At 47.6% G+C, this 19,865-nt stretch carries 20 protein-coding genes; all 20 read right to left on the bottom strand.

What is annotated here, in order from left to right; all coding sequences use genetic code 11:
- Positions 1–2: 2 nt before the first annotated feature.
- Positions 3–902, bottom strand: a complete 900-nt coding sequence (locus BLP57_RS02975; RefSeq protein WP_015525800.1) for a bifunctional riboflavin kinase/FAD synthetase — start codon at positions 900–902, stop codon at positions 3–5.
- Between the two features lie 34 nt (positions 903–936).
- Entirely contained in the window at positions 937–1,827 is an 891-nt protein-coding gene (truB, locus tag BLP57_RS02970; protein ID WP_059085251.1) for a tRNA pseudouridine(55) synthase TruB, read from the bottom strand.
- 7 nt (positions 1,828–1,834) lie between these two features.
- The gene (locus tag BLP57_RS02965; protein ID WP_022426620.1) at positions 1,835–2,791 is read right to left on the bottom strand and encodes a DHH family phosphoesterase; all 957 of its coding nucleotides are present in this window, start codon (positions 2,789–2,791) and stop codon (positions 1,835–1,837) included.
- A gap of 9 nt (positions 2,792–2,800) precedes the next feature.
- Positions 2,801–3,169 carry a 30S ribosome-binding factor RbfA gene (gene rbfA, locus BLP57_RS02960; RefSeq protein ID WP_015525797.1) on the bottom strand — a complete coding sequence of 123 codons (369 nt, stop codon included), beginning with the start codon at positions 3,167–3,169 and terminating at the stop codon, positions 2,801–2,803.
- A 12-nt stretch (positions 3,170–3,181) separates the two neighbouring features.
- Complete coding sequence (gene infB / locus BLP57_RS02955; RefSeq protein ID WP_092069354.1) at positions 3,182–5,875, bottom strand: translation initiation factor IF-2; 2,694 nt, start codon at positions 5,873–5,875, stop codon at positions 3,182–3,184.
- Positions 5,876–5,917: 42 nt separating this feature from the next.
- Positions 5,918–6,235 carry a L7Ae/L30e/S12e/Gadd45 family ribosomal protein gene (locus BLP57_RS02950; protein WP_021650310.1) on the bottom strand — a complete coding sequence of 106 codons (318 nt, stop codon included), beginning with the start codon at positions 6,233–6,235 and terminating at the stop codon, positions 5,918–5,920.
- On the bottom strand, positions 6,222–6,500 hold the full coding sequence (rnpM, locus tag BLP57_RS02945) for an RNase P modulator RnpM (RefSeq protein ID WP_015525795.1): 279 nt from the start codon (positions 6,498–6,500) through the stop codon (positions 6,222–6,224). The genes BLP57_RS02950 and rnpM overlap by 14 nt, the downstream gene beginning before the upstream one ends.
- Positions 6,500–7,693: a transcription termination factor NusA gene (gene nusA, locus BLP57_RS02940; RefSeq protein WP_015525794.1), complete on the bottom strand. Its 1,194-nt coding sequence runs from the start codon at positions 7,691–7,693 to the stop codon at positions 6,500–6,502. The genes rnpM and nusA overlap by 1 nt, the downstream gene beginning before the upstream one ends.
- A gap of 41 nt (positions 7,694–7,734) precedes the next feature.
- Entirely contained in the window at positions 7,735–8,199 is a 465-nt protein-coding gene (gene rimP, locus BLP57_RS02935; protein ID WP_021650312.1) for a ribosome maturation factor RimP, read from the bottom strand.
- Between the two features lie 193 nt (positions 8,200–8,392).
- Positions 8,393–10,267: an amino acid ABC transporter ATP-binding/permease protein gene (locus BLP57_RS02930; RefSeq protein WP_092069469.1), complete on the bottom strand. Its 1,875-nt coding sequence runs from the start codon at positions 10,265–10,267 to the stop codon at positions 8,393–8,395.
- Positions 10,268–10,344: 77 nt separating this feature from the next.
- A complete protein-coding gene (locus BLP57_RS02925; protein WP_092069352.1) occupies positions 10,345–12,081 on the bottom strand; it encodes an ABC transporter ATP-binding protein/permease in 1,737 nt (578 codons plus the stop codon).
- Between the two features lie 7 nt (positions 12,082–12,088).
- Complete coding sequence (locus BLP57_RS02920) at positions 12,089–12,472, bottom strand: YbaN family protein (protein WP_092069349.1); 384 nt, start codon at positions 12,470–12,472, stop codon at positions 12,089–12,091.
- 25 nt (positions 12,473–12,497) lie between these two features.
- A complete protein-coding gene (locus BLP57_RS18505) occupies positions 12,498–12,737 on the bottom strand; it encodes a hypothetical protein (protein WP_092069346.1) in 240 nt (79 codons plus the stop codon).
- Between the two features lie 350 nt (positions 12,738–13,087).
- Positions 13,088–13,834, bottom strand: a complete 747-nt coding sequence (locus BLP57_RS02910; RefSeq protein ID WP_092069344.1) for a hypothetical protein — start codon at positions 13,832–13,834, stop codon at positions 13,088–13,090.
- Between the two features lie 127 nt (positions 13,835–13,961).
- The gene (locus tag BLP57_RS02905; protein ID WP_255363752.1) at positions 13,962–14,429 is read right to left on the bottom strand and encodes a metal-dependent transcriptional regulator; all 468 of its coding nucleotides are present in this window, start codon (positions 14,427–14,429) and stop codon (positions 13,962–13,964) included.
- 48 nt (positions 14,430–14,477) lie between these two features.
- Positions 14,478–14,678 (bottom strand): hypothetical protein, encoded by a 201-nt coding sequence (locus BLP57_RS02900; protein WP_092069338.1) that lies wholly within the window; start codon positions 14,676–14,678, stop codon positions 14,478–14,480.
- A 168-nt stretch (positions 14,679–14,846) separates the two neighbouring features.
- Positions 14,847–15,257 (bottom strand): HI0074 family nucleotidyltransferase substrate-binding subunit, encoded by a 411-nt coding sequence (locus tag BLP57_RS02895; RefSeq protein ID WP_022426615.1) that lies wholly within the window; start codon positions 15,255–15,257, stop codon positions 14,847–14,849.
- Entirely contained in the window at positions 15,244–15,534 is a 291-nt protein-coding gene (locus BLP57_RS02890; RefSeq protein WP_021650318.1) for a nucleotidyltransferase family protein, read from the bottom strand. Before BLP57_RS02890 ends, BLP57_RS02895 begins: the two co-directional genes overlap by 14 nt.
- Before the next feature lie 74 nt (positions 15,535–15,608).
- Positions 15,609–17,855 (bottom strand): DNA gyrase/topoisomerase IV subunit A, encoded by a 2,247-nt coding sequence (locus BLP57_RS02885; RefSeq protein WP_092069336.1) that lies wholly within the window; start codon positions 17,853–17,855, stop codon positions 15,609–15,611.
- A gap of 15 nt (positions 17,856–17,870) precedes the next feature.
- Positions 17,871–19,796, bottom strand: a complete 1,926-nt coding sequence (locus BLP57_RS02880) for a DNA gyrase/topoisomerase IV subunit B (protein WP_022426613.1) — start codon at positions 19,794–19,796, stop codon at positions 17,871–17,873.
- Positions 19,797–19,865 lie beyond the last annotated feature (69 nt).

Genomic DNA, 19,865 nt, shown 5'->3' with positions numbered 1-19,865 from the left:
TTTTATTTTTCGAGGCTGCGGAAATAAGCCTTTCCCTTTTCTGCATCCTTCAGGAGCTGCTGCTTCAGTGCTTCTATGGACGAAAAGCGCTTCTCCGGTCTGGAATAATGAAAGAATTCCACTCTGCAGGGCTCTCCGTACAGATCCTCTTCACAGTCAAAAAGATAGGTCTCAACACCCAGGAATTTCTCTCCTATGGTTGGTTTATATCCTACGTTTGTGATCCCGCAAAGGGTTCTGTCCTTAAAATGGGACACTGTATCATAAACGCCATTTGGCGGCATCAGCTTTTCTTTTGCAGGAACGATATTAGTAGTGGGAAGAAGGACCTTATGTCCCATTCCTCTTCCATGTTCGATCACACCGTCCACAAAAAAGGGGATTCCCAGCAGATCATTAACCTTTTCCATATTTCCCTTTTTCAGTTCCTCACGGATAAATGTACTGCTGATCTTTCTGCGGCCTTCCATTTCTTTCGGAACAACATCCACAGTAAAGCCAAGCTTCCTTCCCATAGTCTCCAGAAGCTGTGGTGTTCCCTTGCGTTCATACCCGAACCTGAAATCTTCTCCCACTGCAACATGCTCCGCCTGAAGATCTCCCACCAGGATCTCTTTAACAAAGGTTTCTGCCTTCATATGACGGATCCGGTTATCCAGCGGACATTCGATCAGCACATCCACGCCTGCTTTCTCAAGAAGCTGACATCGTTCCTCTTTTGTAAAGATCATCTGACTGCCGATGCCAAGAGAAAAAAGGACTGTCTGCAGACCTTTTTCTTTCTGTTCCAGGATCTTCTCCACCAGTTTCTGGTGTCCACGGTGTATGCCGTCAAATTTTCCAAGTGTCACCGCACTCTTTGAAAGGCGCGGAAATTCTCCGTCGATCTTCAAGTATTCCATATCTTCTGCTGCTCCTGCAAGTTTTTATAAAATGTCATACAAAAAACATGCGGATGGGTACGTATTTCTGTTTTCTTTCATCCCAGCCGTATATTCCTGTGAAATTTCCGCTGCTTTTATACATCCGGACTTTTTCTTCCCTGCTGCCTCCCTGTACCAGTTCTTCCGGAAGCGGGTTTCCGTTATTGAGAAGTCTGTCTCCCTCCGGTGTACAGGTAAGGACCGGATACATGGAAAGTACATCCTCGATGGAAACAAGCTTTTCCCCGATGGTCCCATCGGCAACCGCCTCCTCCACCTGGGAAAGTGTCATGCTCTCTTCCAGAGTGAAATTTCCGGACCTGGTCCGAAGCAGCTCTTCCATGGCTCCGCCGCAGCCTAATTTTTCTCCGATGTCATTGCAAAGTGTACGGATATAGGTGCCCTTGCTACAGGTAACGCTTATGCGTACCAGCGGAAGCTCCATATCCAGTATCCTTATCTCATAAAAAACCACAGGGCGCGGCTTACGCTCTATGGTTTTTCCTTCTCTGGCCAGTTCGTAAAGCTTCTTTCCGTTTACCTTCAGAGCCGAATACATAGGAGGGATCTGCAGCTGTTCTCCCACAAAGGATCCCACTGCCTCACGGACTTCCTCTTCCGTGACGGTCACAGGTTTCTCAGAAAGAACAGCTCCGGTCATGTCCTGGGTATCTGTGGAAACTCCCAGCCTTAAAACCGCCTCATATGTTTTTTCTTTTTCTGTAAGAAGCTCCACCAGCCGGGTCCCCTTGCCCAGTGCAACAGGAAGTACTCCCTCTGCTGCCGGATCCAGAGTCCCAGTATGGCCAATCTTTTTCATGTGGAGAATCCCACGCAGCTTTGCAACAACATCATGAGAGGTATAACCTTTTTCCTTTCGGATCACAAGTATTCCGTCCATGATCTTATCTTTACTCCTCTGCAAGCTGTTTTTCAATTTCAGCAGTAAGGTTATTGATCACATCGTACATGGAGCCCTGCATATCACAGCCGGCTGCACGCACATGTCCGCCGCCTCCGAAAAATACGGCAATCTTGCTTACATCCACCTTACCATTGGAACGGAGAGATACCTTAAAGAGCTGCGTCTGCATCTCATAGATAAAGATCGCAACCTCCACACCAGCAGTCAGACGGAGCTGGCTCACGATTCCCTCCAGATCCTTTCCTTCCACACTGTAGAAATCCATCTCCCGTTTTTTCAGATATCCGACCACACACTTACCGCCCTGAAGGAGAATACTCTCTGCTAGGACACGTCCCATGACCTGATTCTGAAGATATGTTTTCTGGTAAAAGGACTCATCGATGATCCTGCTGAAATCAAATCCTGTTTTCATCAGTTCTCCGGCGATCCTCATGGTTTCCGGTGTTGTGGAAGAATACTGGAACACGCCGGTATCATGTGCCATTCCTGTATAAATAGGAACCGCAATAGAACGATCGATCTTGTCTGAATCCAGAAGTCCGTAAAGAACTTCGCTGGCAGAGCTGATCTCGCCTCTTACATGATTGACATCCGCAAATCCGTTATTGCTCACATGATGATCAATGCAGGCTGTCTTTTTTGCTGCATCGAAATATTTCCGAGCAACAGCAAGCCTGTCCAGTGCGCTGACATCACAGGTGATAAAAAGATCATACACCTTATCTTCTTCTGCTTCTGTCTTAACCTCATCCATTCTGTCAATGTAATCAAATACAGGTTTCCGGTCTTCCAGATAAACATCTGCTTCTATATCAGGAAAATATTTCCGGATATAGAGATACAGAGCCATACAGGAACCAATGCAGTCTCCATCCGGACGGATGTGACCGCCAATGCCAACGGTTTTTACATTTTCCAGTATTTCTGAAATGTTTTTCATTTTTTCCACCTATTCCTCTGTTTCCATCCCACTCATTACGTCATTGATCTTCTTTGACATATTTACACCATATTCAATAGACTCATCCAGAACAAAACGGATCTCCGGTGTATTGCGGAGATTCAGTCTTCTGGCCAGTTCTCTCCGAACATAGCCCTCTGCATTCTTTAAGCCCCGGAGGGTGGAATCCTTGGCCTGCTTCTCGCCCAGCACACTGATGTAAGCTTTGCAGGTCTTAAGATCCGGTGCCACCTCAACAGCTGTCACAGAAGTCATCGGATGAATTCTGGGGTCCTTGATCTCGCTGTGTATGATGGTGCTGAGTTCTTTTTGAACTGCACCATTCACACGTGTATTTTTAATGCTGTTTTTTCTCATTACGAATCACTCCTATCTTGGTACCTCTACCATGATATATGCTTCGACTTTATCTTCTTCTTTGACATCATTAAAGTCATTAAATACAAGACCACACTCATATCCGGCACGAACTTCCTTGACATCATCCTTAAATCTCTTCAGGGATGCAAGCTCACCCTCGAAGATCTGGTCCTCACCTCGTGTGATACGAACCTTACAGTTACGCTGGAATGTACCATCCAGCACATAGCTTCCTGCGATGGTTCCGACACCGGATGCCTTGAACAGCTGACGAACCTCTGCGTGACCGATAACCTTCTCCTCGAATACAGGATCCAGCATACCCTTCATAGCTGCCTCTACATCCTCGATCGCCTGATAAATGACTTTATAAAGTCGAAGGTCAACGCCCTCCTGCTCAGCAAGCTGTTTTGCTGTAGTATCCGGACGTACGTTAAAGCCGATGATGATCGCATTGGATGTTGCAGCAAGGCTGACATCAGACTCATTGATGGCACCTACACCACCATGGATCACCTTAACGATAACTTCCTCGTTGGAAAGCTTGGTAAGGCTCTGTTTAACAGCCTCAACAGATCCCTGTACATCGGCCTTGACGATGATCGGAAGCTCCTTAAGATCGCTGGCCTGGATCTGGTCAAACAGGTTATCCAGAGAAAGCTTGCCTTTGGTCTCCTCGAGAAGACGGCTCTTGTTCTCTGTAACGAATGCGCCTGCAAAGTTCTTGGCTTCTTTATCGCTCTCAAAGGACATCAGGATCTCACCTGCATTAGGAACATCACCAAGTCCGAGGATCTCAACCGGAGTAGACGGACCTGCCTCTTTTACACGACGTCCCTTATCATCCATCATTGCACGTACCTTACCATTGCATGCACCTGCGGCAATAAAGTCTCCCACATGAAGAGTACCCTTCTGAACAAGGATGGTAGCAACCGGTCCTTTACCTTTATCAAGCTGAGCCTCAATAACAAGACCTCTTGCCTCACGGTTCGGATTGGCTTTGAGCTCGGAAACCTCAGCAGTAAGAAGAATCATCTCAAGAAGATTCTCAATTCCTTCTCCTGTATGTGCGGATACCGGAACAAAGATGGTGCTTCCGCCCCAGTCCTCAGGAATCAGTTCATACTCGGAAAGCTCCTGTTTTACACGCTCTACATTTGCACTTGGTTTATCGATCTTATTGATGGCAACGATGATCTCAACACCGGCTGCCTTTGCATGGCTGATCGCCTCTACTGTCTGCGGCATTACACCATCGTCTGCGGCAACGACCAGAACTGCGATATCTGTAGCGTTGGCACCACGCATACGCATAGCTGTGAACGCCTCATGTCCCGGTGTATCCAGGAATGTGATCTTCTGACCTTTGATATTTACCACGTAAGCACCGATGTGCTGTGTGATTCCGCCGGCCTCGCCTCTGGTTACGTTTGTATTACGGATGGCATCCAGAAGAGATGTTTTACCATGGTCAACGTGACCCATAACACAGACTACCGGAGGTCTCGGAACCATATCATCCTCATCCTCTTCGTCCTCTTTGAGGAGCTCTGCGATCACATCCACCTTTTCTTCCTTCTCAGCAATGATATCAAAGCCAAGTGCGATCTCCTCTGCCTTTTCAAAGTCGATCTCCTGGTTTACTGTTACCATGACACCTTCCATGAAAAGCTTCTTAACGATCACTGACGGCTGCATCTTCATCGCGTCCGCAAGCTCACGGATAGTAAGCTTCTCCGGAATGGTGATCTCCTTGATCTCCGGTTTCTTCTCTTCCTGCTTCGGCTGTGGATTCGGTTTCTGAAGTGCTTTCGGGATTCTGGAATTCGGTCTGCGTCCGCCCTGATTTGGTCTGCGTCCGCCCTGGGTACCTTTCTCGAATTCTTTCTTCTTGTTCTTATTCTCTCTGTCACGCTCACGCTTGCTGTCCTTGGATGTCTTGGTCAGCTCCGGAGTGAATACAGCATCTGAAGAGCCACCGCTTCTTCTCTGTCCCGGACGCTGTCCGCCGCCCTGGCCACCACGGTTTGCTCCGCTGAAACGGTTGTCTCCGCTTCTTCCGCCTTCGGAACGTCCGCCCTGGCCTCCCTGGCCACGGTTTGCTCCACCGCCGAAACGATTTCCTCCGTCTCTTCTTCCTTCAAAGCTTCCGCCCTGACCTCCCTGGCCACGGTTTGCTCCACCGCCGAAACGGCTTCCGCCTCTTCCGTCATTCTGACGTGGGCCTCTGTTTCCCTCGCCCTGTCTTGCCGGACGTCCCTCACCATTCTGGGAACGGTTTCCGCCAAAACGATTTCCTCCGTCTCTTCTTCCCTCGAAGGTTCTTCCGTCACGATTTCCGTCTCTTCTTCCTTCCGGACGGTTGCCCTGCGGTCTTCCGCCCTGAGTACGATTCTGACCACTCTGACCGTTTCTCTGCTCACCGGACTCACCATTTCTTGTGTTTGCTCCTGCGCTTCTCTGACCGCCGTTCTGTGGACGTGCCGGTCCCTTTCTCTCGCCTGCTGCCGGTTTTCTTCTTCCTTTACCGCCATCGCTGGCATTCTGTGCATGAAATACACGGATGATATTTTTTTTCTTTTTCGGTGCTTCAGATTTGTTACCCTCTGTATTCACCGTTGTTGTCTTTTCTTCTGTTTTTGGAGTATCCAATTGTCTATATTGCTCCTTTCCCGATCTGTTGAATTTATCTTTTATCATTTCTATCGTCAAACCTCCTTACAGACGCCTGTATCATGCAGGTTATCTGCCGGATTCTTTTTCCAGCGCCTTCATGATCGCCTTTGCAAAATTTTCGTCCTGCACGGCAAGGCTGGCACGGAATTCTTTGCCCATTGCTCTGCCCAGGCTCTCTTTGTCTGAAAGGAAATATAACGGAACTTCATAATAGGTACACATATTCCGAAATTTCTTTTTTGTGTTTTCGGAAGCATCATCTGCCACCAGTGCCAGGAAACCTTTTCCTGTTTTTACGGATTTCTCTGTGGAAAATTCTCCGCTCACTGTTTTTCCTGCTTTTGTCGCAAGTCCGATGAGTGATAAAACCTTATTGTTTTTCAATTGATCCAAACTCCTTTTTGAGGTTCTGATACACTTCATCCGGAACTGCCATTTTCAAGGAACGCTCCAGGCCATGGTTTTTGATAGCCTTTTCCAGGCATTCCTCTGAGAAACAAAGGTATGCGCCGCGTCCGTTTTTCTTACCTGTAGCGTCCAGGATGATCTCATTCTCTGATGTCCTGAGAACTCGTATCATTTCCTTTTTGCTTTTCATTTCCCTGCAGCCGGTACACTGACGCATGGGAATCTTGGTTCTCGTTTTCATTATTCTTCGGCATCTCCATCTGCTGTTTCTTCAGCTTCTGTTTCTGTCTCTTCTGTATCTTCCTCTACTTCTTCAAGCTCTTCGGAAACAGCCTCTTCTGTCATTTCTTCCTCTGCTTCCTCGTGTTCCTCATCGTAATCATCGTAGAAGTCACCGGACTCTCTTGCCTGTGTCTCGCTCTTGATGTCGATCTTGAAGCCTGTAAGTCTTGCAGCAAGACGTGCGTTCTGTCCTTCCTTACCGATAGCAAGGGAAAGCTGGTAATCCGGAACTACGACCAGTGCGGTCTTCTCATCCGGGTCAGCCATAACTGCGATAACCTTTGCAGGGCTTAATGCATTCTCAATAAGGATCGCCGGGTTCTCATCCCAGTTGATGATATCGATCTTCTCACCGTGAAGCTCGTTAACAACTGCCCCTACACGTGCACCGTTCATACCAACGCATGCTCCCACAGCATCTACATCCGGATCGTTGCTCCATACAGCGATCTTGGTACGGGAGCCTGCCTCACGGGCAATGCTCTTGATCTCAACGGTACCGTCTCTTACCTCTGCAACCTCGGACTCGAAAAGTCTCTTTACAAGACCGGGATGTGTTCTGGAAACCAGGATACGCGGTCCCTTCGGTGTATCCTTAACTTCAAGAATGTAAACTTTTACTCGCTCAGTTGGCTGGAAGGTCTCACCCTTTACCTGTTCGTTCTCTGTAAGTACTGCGTCTGCCTTACCAAGGTTGATGCTGACATTTTTGCCCATTACTCTCTGAACAATACCGGTTACCACTTCTTTTTCGATTCCATAGTACTGATCGTAAAGAACTTTACGCTCTTCCTCACGGATTTTCTGAAGAATGACATTCTTTGCATTCTGGGTTGCGATACGTCCGAATTCCTTGGACTGGATCTCAACCTTCATAACATCACCGATCTCTGCGTTCGTGTTTGTTTTCTGTGCATCCACCAGAGAAATCTCCAGCGCCGGATCCTCCACATGCTCTACAACAGTTCTGTCAGCGTAAACACTGAAGTCACAGGTCTCCGGATCGATCATAACGTGAACGTTATCTGCCTTTCCGAAATGGTTCTTACATGCCTGGATCAGTGACTGCTCAATTGCCTCCAGCAGTGTATCCTTACTGATGTTTTTCTCTTTTTCGAGAACGTCCAGCGCATCTCTTAAATCTCTGCTCATTTTTCTTTTTTCCTCCTGAATTTTACAGATTCGATTCTCTTTTAGAATTCGATCGCGAGACGAATCAGGGCAATATCTTTTTTATCAAAGGTACGTTCTGTGCCGTCTTCATCGATTGTCACACTGTTACTATCATATGCATTTAAAATACCGCAGAATTCTTTCTGTTTCTCGATGGGCCGGTAGGTACGGATCTCCACCAGCTTGCCAAGGCTTCTCTTAAAGTCTTTTTCTTTTTTAAGAGGCCGGTCAAGTCCCGGAGAACTGATCTCCATAATGTAGCTGTCCTCGATGAAATCCTGCTCATCCAGTATATCGCTGAATGCACGGCTTACGTCCTCGCAGTCATTGACTGTGATTCCGCCCGGCTTGTCGATATAGCCTCTGAGATACCAGGTTCCGGCTTCCTTGACATACTCCACGTCTACCAGCTCAAAGCCCCTGGACTCCACGATTGGTGTAAGGATCGCCTCTGTCTTCTGTTCATATTCTTCCCGTCTGCTCATGCTTCCCACCTGCCTTTCCTATTTCTGCCTATTTCTGAACAAATTCCTTCTCAGCAAATAGGAGCGGGCTCTCGCCCACTCCTATGCCAACAAGTTCTTAGTTTCGTTCATTGTAACACCAATGTCTGTTAAATGCAAGTATTAATTGCGATTTCCGGTTTTTGTGGTTTTTGTACATCCAACGTGCTATCTCTTATGATAATCTCCCATTCTCCATCTCGTACACCACATCTGCCACGTTCATGGTGGAGACTCTGTGGGATACCAGGACTACAGTGCGGCGGGTGGTGTCTTCTTTCAGGGACTTGAGGATGATGCCTTCGTTGAGGGAATCCAGATTGGAGGTTGGTTCATCCAGAAGCAGAAGGGGGCTGTCATGGAGGAAGGCTCTTGCAATGCCGATTCTCTGTTTCTCGCCGCCGGAAAGGGTATCGCCCAGTTCCCCGACTTCTGTGTCATAACCTTTGGGTAGCGTCATGATAAAGTCGTGGATGGAGGCTTTTTTTGCGGCAGCCATAATCTCTTCACGGTTGGCTCCCGGCTTTGCAATGGCGATATTATTTGCGATGGAATCGTGGAACAGGTGGGTTTCCTGTGTCACATAGCTTTCCAAGTCGCGAAGATGACGGGTGGGGATTTCCCGTACATCTTTGTTATCTACGGAGATATTTCCTTCGTTCACATCCCAGAAACGCATGAGAAGCTTCAGCAGTGTGGATTTTCCGGAGCCGCTGGAACCGTGGATACCGGTAATCCTACCCGGTGCAAGCTTCAGGGAGTAGTCATCCAGGATGGTTTCCTCTTCATATGCGAATGTCACATGAAAAGCTTCTGCACCTAAAAATCCAACAACAGATTCATTTTCAATCTTCTCCGAATCAGAGCTATATACTTCATCCTTTTCCCAACCCTTAACATACATACCAACTGTTATCCGTTCCGGTTCATTTTGTTTCTCCACATCATTAAACCTTCCAACTGCGTGAAGCCCGGTTCCATCCGGAATCTCCTCCACCAACGGCTTCTCCTCCAGAAGAGACAGCACACGCTCACCGCTTGCCAGAGTCTGGTTCAGATTATTGGAAAGGCTGGACAGCGCCACAACCGGGCCAAAGGATCCCATCATGGCAATGGTACAGGTAAGGATTCCATCAAAACCGATCTCTCCCATTCCATACAGATGGATCGTCAGTGCCAGCATTCCGAAAGAAGCCACCAGAATCACCAGATTTGTAAAGGATCTCTGGGAGCCCTCCATCCGGCTTAAATCCTCCTGCATTCCTGCAAGCTTTCTGGATTGATCAGACATCTGTGCTTTTCTTTTTTCGCCCTGACTATACTGGATCGTCTCATCAAGACCACGAAGTGAATCCAGCACAAAACTGTTCAGCTCACCGAACTCTGTACGGAATTCCATACCCTTCTGACTTCCACGCTTTCCGTTCCACATGGGGATCACCACGCCTACGATCAGATAGGCTGCCAGAGCCAGTACTCCGGCAAGCACATGGTATCTTCCGATAAAGATCACCATGATCACAGAAGTCAGCGTTGCAATAGCTATCGGGGAAATGGTATGTGCGTAAAAAACCTCCAGAAGCTCGATATCCGTAGTGATAATGGAGATCAGGTTACCCTTGTCACGGCCTTCCAGCTTTGCAGGACAAAGTTTTCGCAGAGCCGCAAATACCTTATGACGTATGATCGCCAGAAGCTTAAAGGCGATAAAATGATTGCAATACTGTTCCATATAATGAAAGATACCACGAAGCACCGCAATAAGGATCATCACTGCAAGGATCCTGTTCACAGAAACTCCGGAAAGCCAGGTACTCTTCATTGCTGCTTCCGAGATCACGGAGATCCCTGCACCTGCATCATTTCCTGCCAAACCATGAAGAATCACCTGACCTGCCAGGATCGTCAGGAAAATAGCACATAAATATCCAACGGTTCCCAGTATGATCGCCGCCGCCATAATATGTAGAAGTGGTTTCACCAGACCAATAAGACTTCCCATGATAGCAATGGCACTTCTTCGCTTTTTCTCTGCATCTGTTCCCGCCATGGCCATATCTGTCTTCTGCTTGTATATATTTTTCTGAGTTTCAGCCATTTCACGTGCGTTATTGTTTTTGTCACTCATCACACATTTCCCTCCTTCCCATAATTTTCCAGTGCCCTCTGGCTCTCATACAGATGACAGTAATCGCCACCCAGGGCCATCAGCTTCTCATGCTTTCCGCATTCTCTGATCTCACCGTCCTTCAGGAAATAGATCTGATCGGACTGTACCACATTGGCAAGTCTGTGAGAGATCAGAAATACTGTCCTGGTTTTTGCCATCTCGTGGATCACATCCATGATCAGCTCTTCACTTTCCACATCAATGTTGGAGGTGGCTTCATCCATAATGTACACAGGGGCATCCGCAAGAAGTGCCCTGGCGATTGCAAGCCTCTGGCACTGTCCGCCGGAAAGATTTCCAGCCTTTTCCAGAAGGAGCGTATCCAGCCCGTTCTGGGTATCCAGAAATCCAAGGAGATTGACCTTTTTAAGAACCTCCCGCATTTCCTGATCCGTAGCATCTTTTTTTGCCATCTGAAGATTCTCACGGACTGTACCCTTAAAGAGATAACTGTTATGCCGCACCAGAACCACATGTTCCATCAAGTCATCCTCACGGACGTCCCCAAGTGGCACCCCGCCAATACAGATCTCACCGGAAAATTCCCGGTTCTTTCCGGAAAGGATCCCCGCAATGGTACTCTTACCACAGCCGGACTCTCCAACCAGGGAAACAAAGCTTCCCGCAGGAACATCAAGGTCAATTCCCTTAAAGATCTCACGATCCTTCTCATAAGAAAAATGCACATTCTGGAAAGAAATATCCAGGCCGCCTTCAGGCAGTGTCTTCTCTCCTACTTTTGGCTCCGGAAGATCCAGGATCCGAAATATCTTGTCACTGGCAGCCATACCGTTCATGGCAATATGGAAAAAGGAGCCCAGGAGCCTGAGCGGAAGAAAAAATTCACTGGCCAGAAGTACAATGCAGAACGTCCCGGAAAGGCTCAAATTCCCGTGAAGGAACTCTGTCACTGCCACAGCCATACCAACAGCCGCACCGCCATAAGCCACAATATCCATCACACTGGTGGAATTCAGCTGCATGGTCAGGACCTTCATAGTAATCTGACGGAACCGCTGGGATTCCGTATCCATCTCATTTGCTTTCTGCTGATCCGCCTGATAGATCTTCAGGGTAGTCAGGCCCTGAAGGTTTTCCAGAAAGGAATCTCCAAGACCGGTATAAATGCTCCAGTACCTGTTAAGAAGCTTCTTCGCAACCTTCTGTACCACCACAATGGAAATGGGAATCAGCGGCACGCAGATCAGAAGTACCACACTGGATCTCAGGCTTACCCGACAGAGGATCACAAACAGCGTCACCGGCGCGATCAGGCTGTAAAACAGCTGTGGGAGGTATTTTCCGAAATAGGTTTCCAGCTGCTCTACTCCCTCTGTGGAAACCTGCACCACCTCAGAGGAGGAAACCTGCTCTCTGTAGGAAGCACCAAGCTTCAGCATTTTTTCATAGATCTTTTCCCGGAGGATCCGTTTTACATCCACACAGGCCAGATGGGAAGACCTTGCCCCCATCCTCTCGCAGCAAAAACGGACCACCACAGCCAGGATCAGGGTAATAACCGTATGCTGCACCCCCGCCGTGGTCACATCTCCGTAAAACACTTTTTCCAGAAGACCTGCAATGGAAAAAACAGCCATCACCTGTGACAGCAGGGCCAGCCACTGCCACAGGATCGTATACACGATATATTTTTTTGCGTGGGATAAAAGCCCCACCAGTCTTGTCTTTATCATCAGCTACTTACACCTCCGCCTCCACAGTTCTTACTCTGAGAAAGAAATACAGTATGTGGCATACCCACACAACGGCAATACAGATTCTTCCCGCGGGTACATTTTTCATGCAGATAAATCCAATGGCCATAACTACGGTCACCATGCCGATGATCTTGCATTTGGTTCCAATCGTCATAACTCTTTTCTGCACAAAACTGTCCAGATGTTTTTTGTAAAGGTTTGTTCCTGTAAACCAGGTATGGAGCCATTCCGAGCTTTTTGCAAAGCAGAACAGCGTTGCCATATAAAAGGGAACCGTAGGCAAGATCGGAAGGACAACTCCGATGGTGCCAAGTCCAAGGCAAAGAAACCCCAGCAGAATCCAGAATATTTTCGATGGATTTCTCATTTTCTTTTCCTTTCTTATATACGCTTTAGACGGTTAAAACGAACTTACGTCCATCTACTTTTGCTACTTTCAGATCAATACCATAAAGTTCATGGATGCTTTCCTCTGTGATCACCTCTTCCGGCTCTGCTGTTTCTTCTGTCTCTACAGAAGCCTCATCCTGAAAATCCACCTCTGCTGCAGCCACAGGCACAACGGATGTGGTTGCGATCAGCGCTGCCATTGTGCAGGATGACAAACGAAGCCATAAATTCTTTCTTCTCATTTCTTTCCTCCTTATGTCGTACCAGGTGTCATGCACCGTTCTTTTTAAGTCGTTTCAGGTAAACAGCCGCGTGTTACCTGTAACTAACTCTCTGATGCTATTCTAATCGCAAATGTTAGTTTCGGTCAACTCTTTTTTCTTTTTCCGTTCCTTCCGGGAACCATTTTCAAAATAGAAAAAGCCTGTAAACATCAGCATTTCCCATTTTTTTGCACAAAAAAAGCCGAATTTTCTTCATTTCGGCTTTTAATCTTCCTAGTTTTTCTACATCCAGAACATCAGGAGTGCAGTGCTTTCGGGCATATGGGCTTTTCCCACGCTGCAGGTGACGGTGATGGGAATTCTTCCTTTCACATTTCCCAGGCGTGTTTTGAAAAATGGCATGCACTTAGAGGGATCCTTACTTTTCCGTCGCGGAGCACAGCTTCATGGAGCTGCCCCTGATCCTCATATTTCAGGGAGGAAAGTATTCCTGTCATATCTGCGTCATTGATCCTGGAGTGTGCATGCATTTCTTTTGTGGTCAGCTCCAGCCAGCTTCCCCGGTTGTTGTTCCGAATACAGGCAAGGTGCTCAAATCCATTGTTGGCCATGGAGAGGCGCGTTACTTTGTCCGCTCGCATCTGGTACAGGGCAATGCCCACCTCGAAGCGTCCTTTGTCCAGGACATTTTCCAGATAATAGGGTGTTTCTTCTTCCGCAAGGCTCTGGTTTCTGGGTTCGTTCACCTGCCCGGAATTTCGGGTCATGGTCATGAGCAGGCTGTAGTCCACATTTTCTACAAGCTGTCTTGTTTTTTCCGGGATCTCCATCTCCGGGATCCCGACCCGTTCCAGATACAGGCTGACTTCTTTCAGGATGCGCTGATAGGTCTTCAGCGCCTGGGTTCCTTTTTCCGTAAATTCGTAGGTGTCTGTAAGATAGCCTGCGCCGATGCGCTCCTTAAAAAAACGGCTGACCGGACCGTGACTGACTCCGCAGGTATCCGCGATCAGTGCCACGCTGCCTCTTCTTTTACCGATCTTTGCAAGCTCCGAGAGATAGCATATCTGTAGCATGGACGGATGCATCAGATCTTCTGTGTTTGTTTTTTCCATTTTCCCCTCCTACCAGATATGTACGTCCAGCTCTCGGCTGTTCCATTCCACGGGCTTCTCTCCTTCTCTCAAGAAGGCTACCAGCGCGGTTCCTTCCACTACGGGGTCCTGATGCCGGATAAAGTATTCAAAAACGCCGGTTGGGATCCGGGGATTTCCGTTTTCTTCTTCGGCTTTTACCCAGCCGGTTTCTGGGTCCACATACCAGAGAACAGTTTTTTTCCTCCGGTGCTGTGCAGAACAGTTCAAAATAGCTGTCCTCTTTTTTTACATGAAGGCGGATCTGTTCTTTATAATTCTTAAATTCACCGGCCAGTCTTCTTGGACAGGTTTTTTCCATGTAGTAGATTCCCATGAGAAAGGAGTATTCCCCCGGCTCATAGCGGTATCTGAGGTCTGTGTTCCGAAGAGCATGCTCAAAGGTGCTTCCGTAATTTACAAAATTGCAGATTTGCTGCACGGTCTCATCGCTTACCACGTGCTCCATGCGGCAGGCATCTTCTTCTGCAATGCGGCTTTCTACTCCTACATATTCCAGAAGCTGGGTGAAGGTTTCATGGCGGTGGCGGCATTCCTCGCCCCGGATCCGTCCCAGCTCTGTGAGGCAGACGCAGATGTTTTTTTCTTCGATTTTTACGTAGCCCTAGGCGGTCAACTGTTTCAGACAGGCCAGAACCTCCCGTCTGCTCATCTTCATCCGCCCGCAAATCTCGGAGATTCCGATCAGGGCGTCCTTTTTTGCAAGAGAGCAAAGCTCCTCCAGTATGTCTTCCTCGATTTCTCTTTTGGATAAGGGTATGCTGTGGCCCAGCTCTTCTGTGGATTCATATGTTATTTTTGTCATTGTTTTTTTCTGAACCTGTTTTATATTTGTGGCTGTGTTAGTTCAGTCTAATTCCTTATAAAAGATGGCTCATATTTCTGTCAAGAGGGCAAAAAAATCCCCACCGGTCGGATTAATTGTACCTGATCGGTGGGAAGTATATATTCTGTAAAATTGTATTCTCTTTATTTACGTCCAGTCGCTCTCCGCTTCTGCCAGCTTCTCCCTCAATGTTTTCTCAAGAGCCACAAAAGCCGGAATAAAGCTGTCGCGGATGAGCAGGATCATCTCATCTACTTCCTGCTCATTATATATATGGACAGATGTGTTACGCTTTTTCAGCATGAGCAGCCACACTGCTGAATCGTTTACGAAGCCCAACTTATAGCCAAGCTGCAGGATTTCTCTCGGTGAACCGGTGTCTGCTCCTTCTGCCCCGTGGAGTCGCAGGATCTCCTGAAGAGCTTTCCAGGCAAGCTCGAAAGTCAGGTTGAACTGTCCGATCACGCCGGTTCTGTAAATATCGTTGTTATCCGCAAGTTTGAAATCTGCATTTCTTAATATAGTAAGACAATTAGAAAAATTATCAAGCTTTTTCATAGATCACAACTCCATCCTTTTTAATTTCTTTTTTGAGTTCTTCAGAAATTGAAGCATCTGCATTAATTACATCAAACATCAGAAGTGAATGGATATTTTCTTTGATATCCCAGTAAAAGGAATCAAAATCTCCTCCATATACAGCAATATCTACATCACTTCTTTCTGTATTGTTTCCTCTTGCACGGGACCCAAAGAGGATGATCTTTCTGACAGAATGTTTTGTGGCAAATGAAAATAGTTCTCTTATAACTCTTTCCGGAAGATCATATCGCATTTTTAACGCCTCCCATTTTCATATAACCCTATCATATCCTATCTGCCAGTTATCCGCAATCCTCTTCGCGTCTTTTATACCCTCGGCTTCACACCCTTCGTATCTCTCTTAGCCAGCTTAACTTTATTCAGCACATACGGCTTATCATGATATTCAATGGCATACTCCTGCCTGCTTTCCAAAAGATACGCGTGGTGAATGCGGTCTTCGCCGGTAAGCTTCATGCCGCGAACACCCATAGCGTTTTTCTTAGTGACGGAGATCTCGGTTTTCATGATACGGAGGAAGTAACCCTTTTCAGACTGGAACACAACCTGATCCATCTCGTCCGCTGCTCCTACGAATACAAGGCGGTCATCCTCTGCAAGCTTGGTGGAAACAATGGTACGCTTGGAAGCACGGAACTCGTCTCCTTTTACCAGCTTGCACATGCCATTTTCTGTAACAAAGAGCACTGTGGAGGCTGCTACCTGACTCAGCGGTGCCACATAAAGGATCTGCTCGGAAGTACTGTCATAATTACCCAGATTATCTGCCGGAACACCTTTATCACGGAAACGCACCAGCGGGATATCCTCTGCCTTCACTGTGTGGAGCTTGCCGGTATCTGTAAAGATACAGATCTTGTCCGTATTCATGCAGGTAAAGACATAGCGGCTCTCTGCATGAGCGGCATCCTTATTACGCTCGTAGGCATTCTTGTCAATGAGACGCATATATCCGAAACGATCCATCAAGAAGCAGACTTCGGTCTCTTCCATCTTCTTCTCCTCATAAACAGCTTCCTCTGCATTTTCAATAGAAGTCTTACGCTTGCTGCCGTATTCCTTCTTGATCTGATCCAGTTCACCCATGATCACGGCTGCCATGGAGTCATAATTATTCAGGATATCCTCATAAGCAGCAATGTTCTTCATGGTTTCCTCATGCTCCTTCATCAGAGCATCGATCTCCAGACCGATCAGCTTGTAGAGACGCATGTCCAGGATGGCTGTGGCCTGTTTCTCTGTGAATTTCAGGGATTTTGCCGCTTTTTCGGAGGTCTTGGTCTTGAATTTGATCCCTTCTGTGATACCGTCGGTCAGACATTTCTTTACCTGGTCACGGCTCTTGCTGCCGCGGAGGATCTCGATGATCAGGTCAATGACATCGCAGGCTTTGATAAGGCCTTCCTGGATCTCCCGTTTCTCCTGTTCCTTGGCAAGAAGGGTTGTATATTTTCTGGAATTTACTTCAAATACAAAGTCCACATGGTGAGCAATGATCTGCTTCAGTCCCAGTGTTTCCGGTCTTCCGTCTGCAACTGCCAGCATGTTGACACCGAAGGTATCCTCCAGTCGGGTCTTCTTATAGAGCATGTTGGTAAGGTTCTCCACGTCTGCATCGCGCTTCAGTTCCAGAACGATACGGATTCCCTCTTTGGAGGACTGGTTGGAAATATCCACGATATCTGTGGTCTTCTTGGTCTCTACCAGGGTTGCGATATCATTAAGGAATTTTCCGATGTTTGCACCAATCATGGTGTAAGGAATCTCTGTGATCACCAGCTGCTGGCGACCGCCCTTCAGCTTCTCTATTTCCACCCGTCCACGGATACGGAGCTTACCTGTTCCAGATTCATAGATCTTTACAAGGTCGTCCTTATTTACTACGATACCACCTGTCGGAAAATCCGGGCCCTTGAGATAACGCATCAGCCCACGGGTGCTGATATCATTATTCTTCATGTATGCCTTCACAGCATCCACCACTTCGCCCAGGTTATGCGGCGGGATGCTGGTAGCCATACCAACGGCGATTCCATCTGCTCCGTTTACAAGGAGGTTTGGAATACGCACCGGAAGTACTACCGGCTCCTTCTCTGTTTCATCAAAGTTCGGCATAAAGTCCACAACGTTCTTATCCAGATCTTCCAGAAAAACCTCCTGGGTCAGCTTCTCCAGACGGGCCTCTGTGTATCGCATGGCTGCGGCTCCGTCTCCCTCGATGGAACCAAAGTTTCCATGTCCGTCCACCAGTGTACGGCCCTTCTTAAATTCCTGCGCCATGACTACAAGCGCATCATAAATGGAGCTGTCACCGTGGGGATGATATTTACCCATGGTATCTCCTACGATACGGGCACATTTACGGTACGGGCGGTCGTAGCGGATGCCAAGCTCATACATATCGTAAAGGGTACGGCGCTGTACCGGCTTCAGTCCGTCACGTACATCCGGCAGTGCTCTGGAAATGATAACGCTCATGGCGTAATCGATATATGATTTCTGCATGATCTCCGCATAATCGGTGCGGATGATATTGTCCTGTTTCGTATTCATAGTTTATTCTCCCAATCAAATATCCAGCTCTGCATCGGTTGCATGCTCATAGATAAAGGCCTTACGTGGCGGAACATCGCTTCCCATCAGGATCTCTGTCACATCGGAGGCCATGCGGGCATCTTCGATCTCCACACGCTTCATCATTCTTGTCTCAGGGTTCAGGGTAGTCTCCCAGAGCTGCTGGGCGTCCATCTCACCGAGACCTTTGTATCTCTGGAGTGTGAAGCTTCCCGGTTTATGGCTCTTACGGTATTTCTCAAGAGCCTTGTCATCGTAGAGATATTCCTCCTGCCCCTTCTTCGGCATTACCTTATAAAGAGGTGGCATGGCAATATACACATGTCCCTCATAGATAAGCTCCGGCATAAAACGGTAAAACAAAGTCAGAAGCAGAGTAGAGATATGAGCACCATCCACATCCGCATCGGCCATGATCACGATCTTGTCATAACGAAGCTTTGTGATATCAAAATCATTTCCGTAGCCTTCGGAAAAGCCGCAGCCAAAGGCATTGATCATAGTCTTGATCTCTGCGTTGGCCAGCACCTTGTCGATGGTAGCCTTCTCTACGTTGAGGATCTTACCGCGGATCGGAAGGATCGCCTGATAGTTACGGTCTCTGGCTGTCTTGGCCGAACCGCCGGCGGAATCTCCCTCTACGATAAAGATCTCACACAGTGACGGATCCTTCTTCTCACAGTTGGCCAGCTTGCCGTTGGAATCAAAAGAATATTTCTGTTTGGTAAGAAGGTTTGTCTTGGCACGCTCCTCGGTCTTACGGATCTTGGCCGCCTTTTCCGCACAGGAAAGGACGATCTTCAGTGTTTCCAGATTTCGGTCAAAAAACAGTACCAGCTGTTCTCCTGCTACCTTGCCGGTGGCTCTGGATGCGTCCTGGTTGTCCAGCTTGGTCTTGGTCTGTCCCTCAAAGCGGGGTGCCGGATGCTTGATGGAGACTACAGCAGTCATTCCGTTTCGGATATCTGCACCTGTAAAGTTGGGGTCTTTATCCTTCAGTACACCGATCTCACGTGCGTAGGTGTTCATTACCGTTGTGAAGGTAGTCTTAAATCCGGTCAGATGAGTTCCTCCCTCTGCATTGTAGATATTATTGCAGAATCCTAGAACGTTCTCACGGAACTCATTGGTAAACTGAAAAGCAACCTCCACCTGGATCCCGTCTGCCTCTCCTTTAAAATAAACCGGATCATGGAGAGGCTGTGCATTCTTGTTAAGGTCACGGATAAAGCCTACGATCCCCTCCGGCTCATGATACTCGATATCCTCAGGAGTGTCCCCTCTTCGATCCTCAAAATGGATGGTAAGCTCTGGATTCAGATAGGCAGTCTCATGAAGACGGCTCTTTACATCTGCTGCTCCGAATCTTGTTTTCTCAAAAATCTCCGGATCCGGAAGGAAATTCACACAGGTTCCGGTACCTCTGGTCTTCCCTAATTTGGGGAGAAGTCCTGCTTCCAGTTCAATGGTAGGGATTCCTCTCTCATAGTGGTCATGATGTATATAACCATCACGGCTGATCTTAATATCCAGATACGTAGATAATGCGTTCACTACGGAAGACCCTACACCATGAAGTCCGCCGCTTGTCTTATATGCGGAATTGTCAAACTTACCGCCTGCATGAAGGGTTGTAAAAACAAGACGCTCCGCAGATATTCCCTTGGCATGCATATCCACCGGGATCCCTCGTCCATTATCCTCTACTGTACAGGAACCGTCCTTCTCAAGAACAACATGGATACGGCTGCAGTACCCTGCAAGGTGCTCATCCACCGCATTGTCTACGATCTCATATATCAGATGGTTCAGTCCCTTTCTGGATACGCTTCCGATGTACATACCGGGGCGCTTTCGCACGGCCTCGAGGCCCTCCAGGACAGAGATACTGCCCGCATCATAAGTGTCTTTTTTTGCCATTCCACTGATTCCTTTCTTTTTATACTCGAACGTTTGTTTGTATTATACTCAAAATATATGTACTTGTAA

The organism is Blautia sp. SF-50, from assembly GCF_900101315.1.
Classification (GTDB): Bacteria; Bacillota; Clostridia; order Lachnospirales; family Lachnospiraceae; genus Blautia_A; species Blautia_A fusiformis.
This window is presented reverse-complemented; position numbering and strand designations above follow the sequence as displayed.

Excerpts from the sequence above, each read along its gene's own strand:
- BLP57_RS02975 (WP_015525800.1), bottom strand. The coding sequence starts at position 902 with ATGGAATACTTGAAGATCGACGGAGAATTTCCGCGCCTTTCAAAGAGT.
- BLP57_RS02965 (WP_022426620.1), bottom strand. The coding sequence starts at position 2,791 with ATGAAAAACATTTCAGAAATACTGGAAAATGTAAAAACCGTTGGCATT.
- rbfA (WP_015525797.1), bottom strand. The coding sequence starts at position 3,169 with ATGAGAAAAAACAGCATTAAAAATACACGTGTGAATGGTGCAGTTCAA.
- infB (WP_092069354.1), bottom strand. The coding sequence starts at position 5,875 with ATGATAAAAGATAAATTCAACAGATCGGGAAAGGAGCAATATAGACAA.
- rnpM (WP_015525795.1), bottom strand. The coding sequence starts at position 6,500 with ATGAAAACGAGAACCAAGATTCCCATGCGTCAGTGTACCGGCTGCAGG.
- nusA (WP_015525794.1), bottom strand. The coding sequence starts at position 7,693 with ATGAGCAGAGATTTAAGAGATGCGCTGGACGTTCTCGAAAAAGAGAAA.
- rimP (WP_021650312.1), bottom strand. The coding sequence starts at position 8,199 with ATGAGCAGACGGGAAGAATATGAACAGAAGACAGAGGCGATCCTTACA.
- BLP57_RS02930 (WP_092069469.1), bottom strand. The coding sequence starts at position 10,267 with ATGGCGGGAACAGATGCAGAGAAAAAGCGAAGAAGTGCCATTGCTATC.
- BLP57_RS02925 (WP_092069352.1), bottom strand. The coding sequence starts at position 12,081 with ATGATAAAGACAAGACTGGTGGGGCTTTTATCCCACGCAAAAAAATAT.
- BLP57_RS02920 (WP_092069349.1), bottom strand. The coding sequence starts at position 12,472 with ATGAGAAATCCATCGAAAATATTCTGGATTCTGCTGGGGTTTCTTTGC.
- BLP57_RS18505 (WP_092069346.1), bottom strand. The coding sequence starts at position 12,737 with ATGAGAAGAAAGAATTTATGGCTTCGTTTGTCATCCTGCACAATGGCA.
- BLP57_RS02910 (WP_092069344.1), bottom strand. The coding sequence starts at position 13,834 with ATGGAAAAAACAAACACAGAAGATCTGATGCATCCGTCCATGCTACAG.
- BLP57_RS02900 (WP_092069338.1), bottom strand. The coding sequence starts at position 14,678 with ATGACAAAAATAACATATGAATCCACAGAAGAGCTGGGCCACAGCATA.
- BLP57_RS02895 (WP_022426615.1), bottom strand. The coding sequence starts at position 15,257 with ATGAAAAAGCTTGATAATTTTTCTAATTGTCTTACTATATTAAGAAAT.
- BLP57_RS02890 (WP_021650318.1), bottom strand. The coding sequence starts at position 15,534 with ATGCGATATGATCTTCCGGAAAGAGTTATAAGAGAACTATTTTCATTT.
- BLP57_RS02885 (WP_092069336.1), bottom strand. The coding sequence starts at position 17,855 with ATGAATACGAAACAGGACAATATCATCCGCACCGATTATGCGGAGATC.
- BLP57_RS02880 (WP_022426613.1), bottom strand. The coding sequence starts at position 19,796 with ATGGCAAAAAAAGACACTTATGATGCGGGCAGTATCTCTGTCCTGGAG.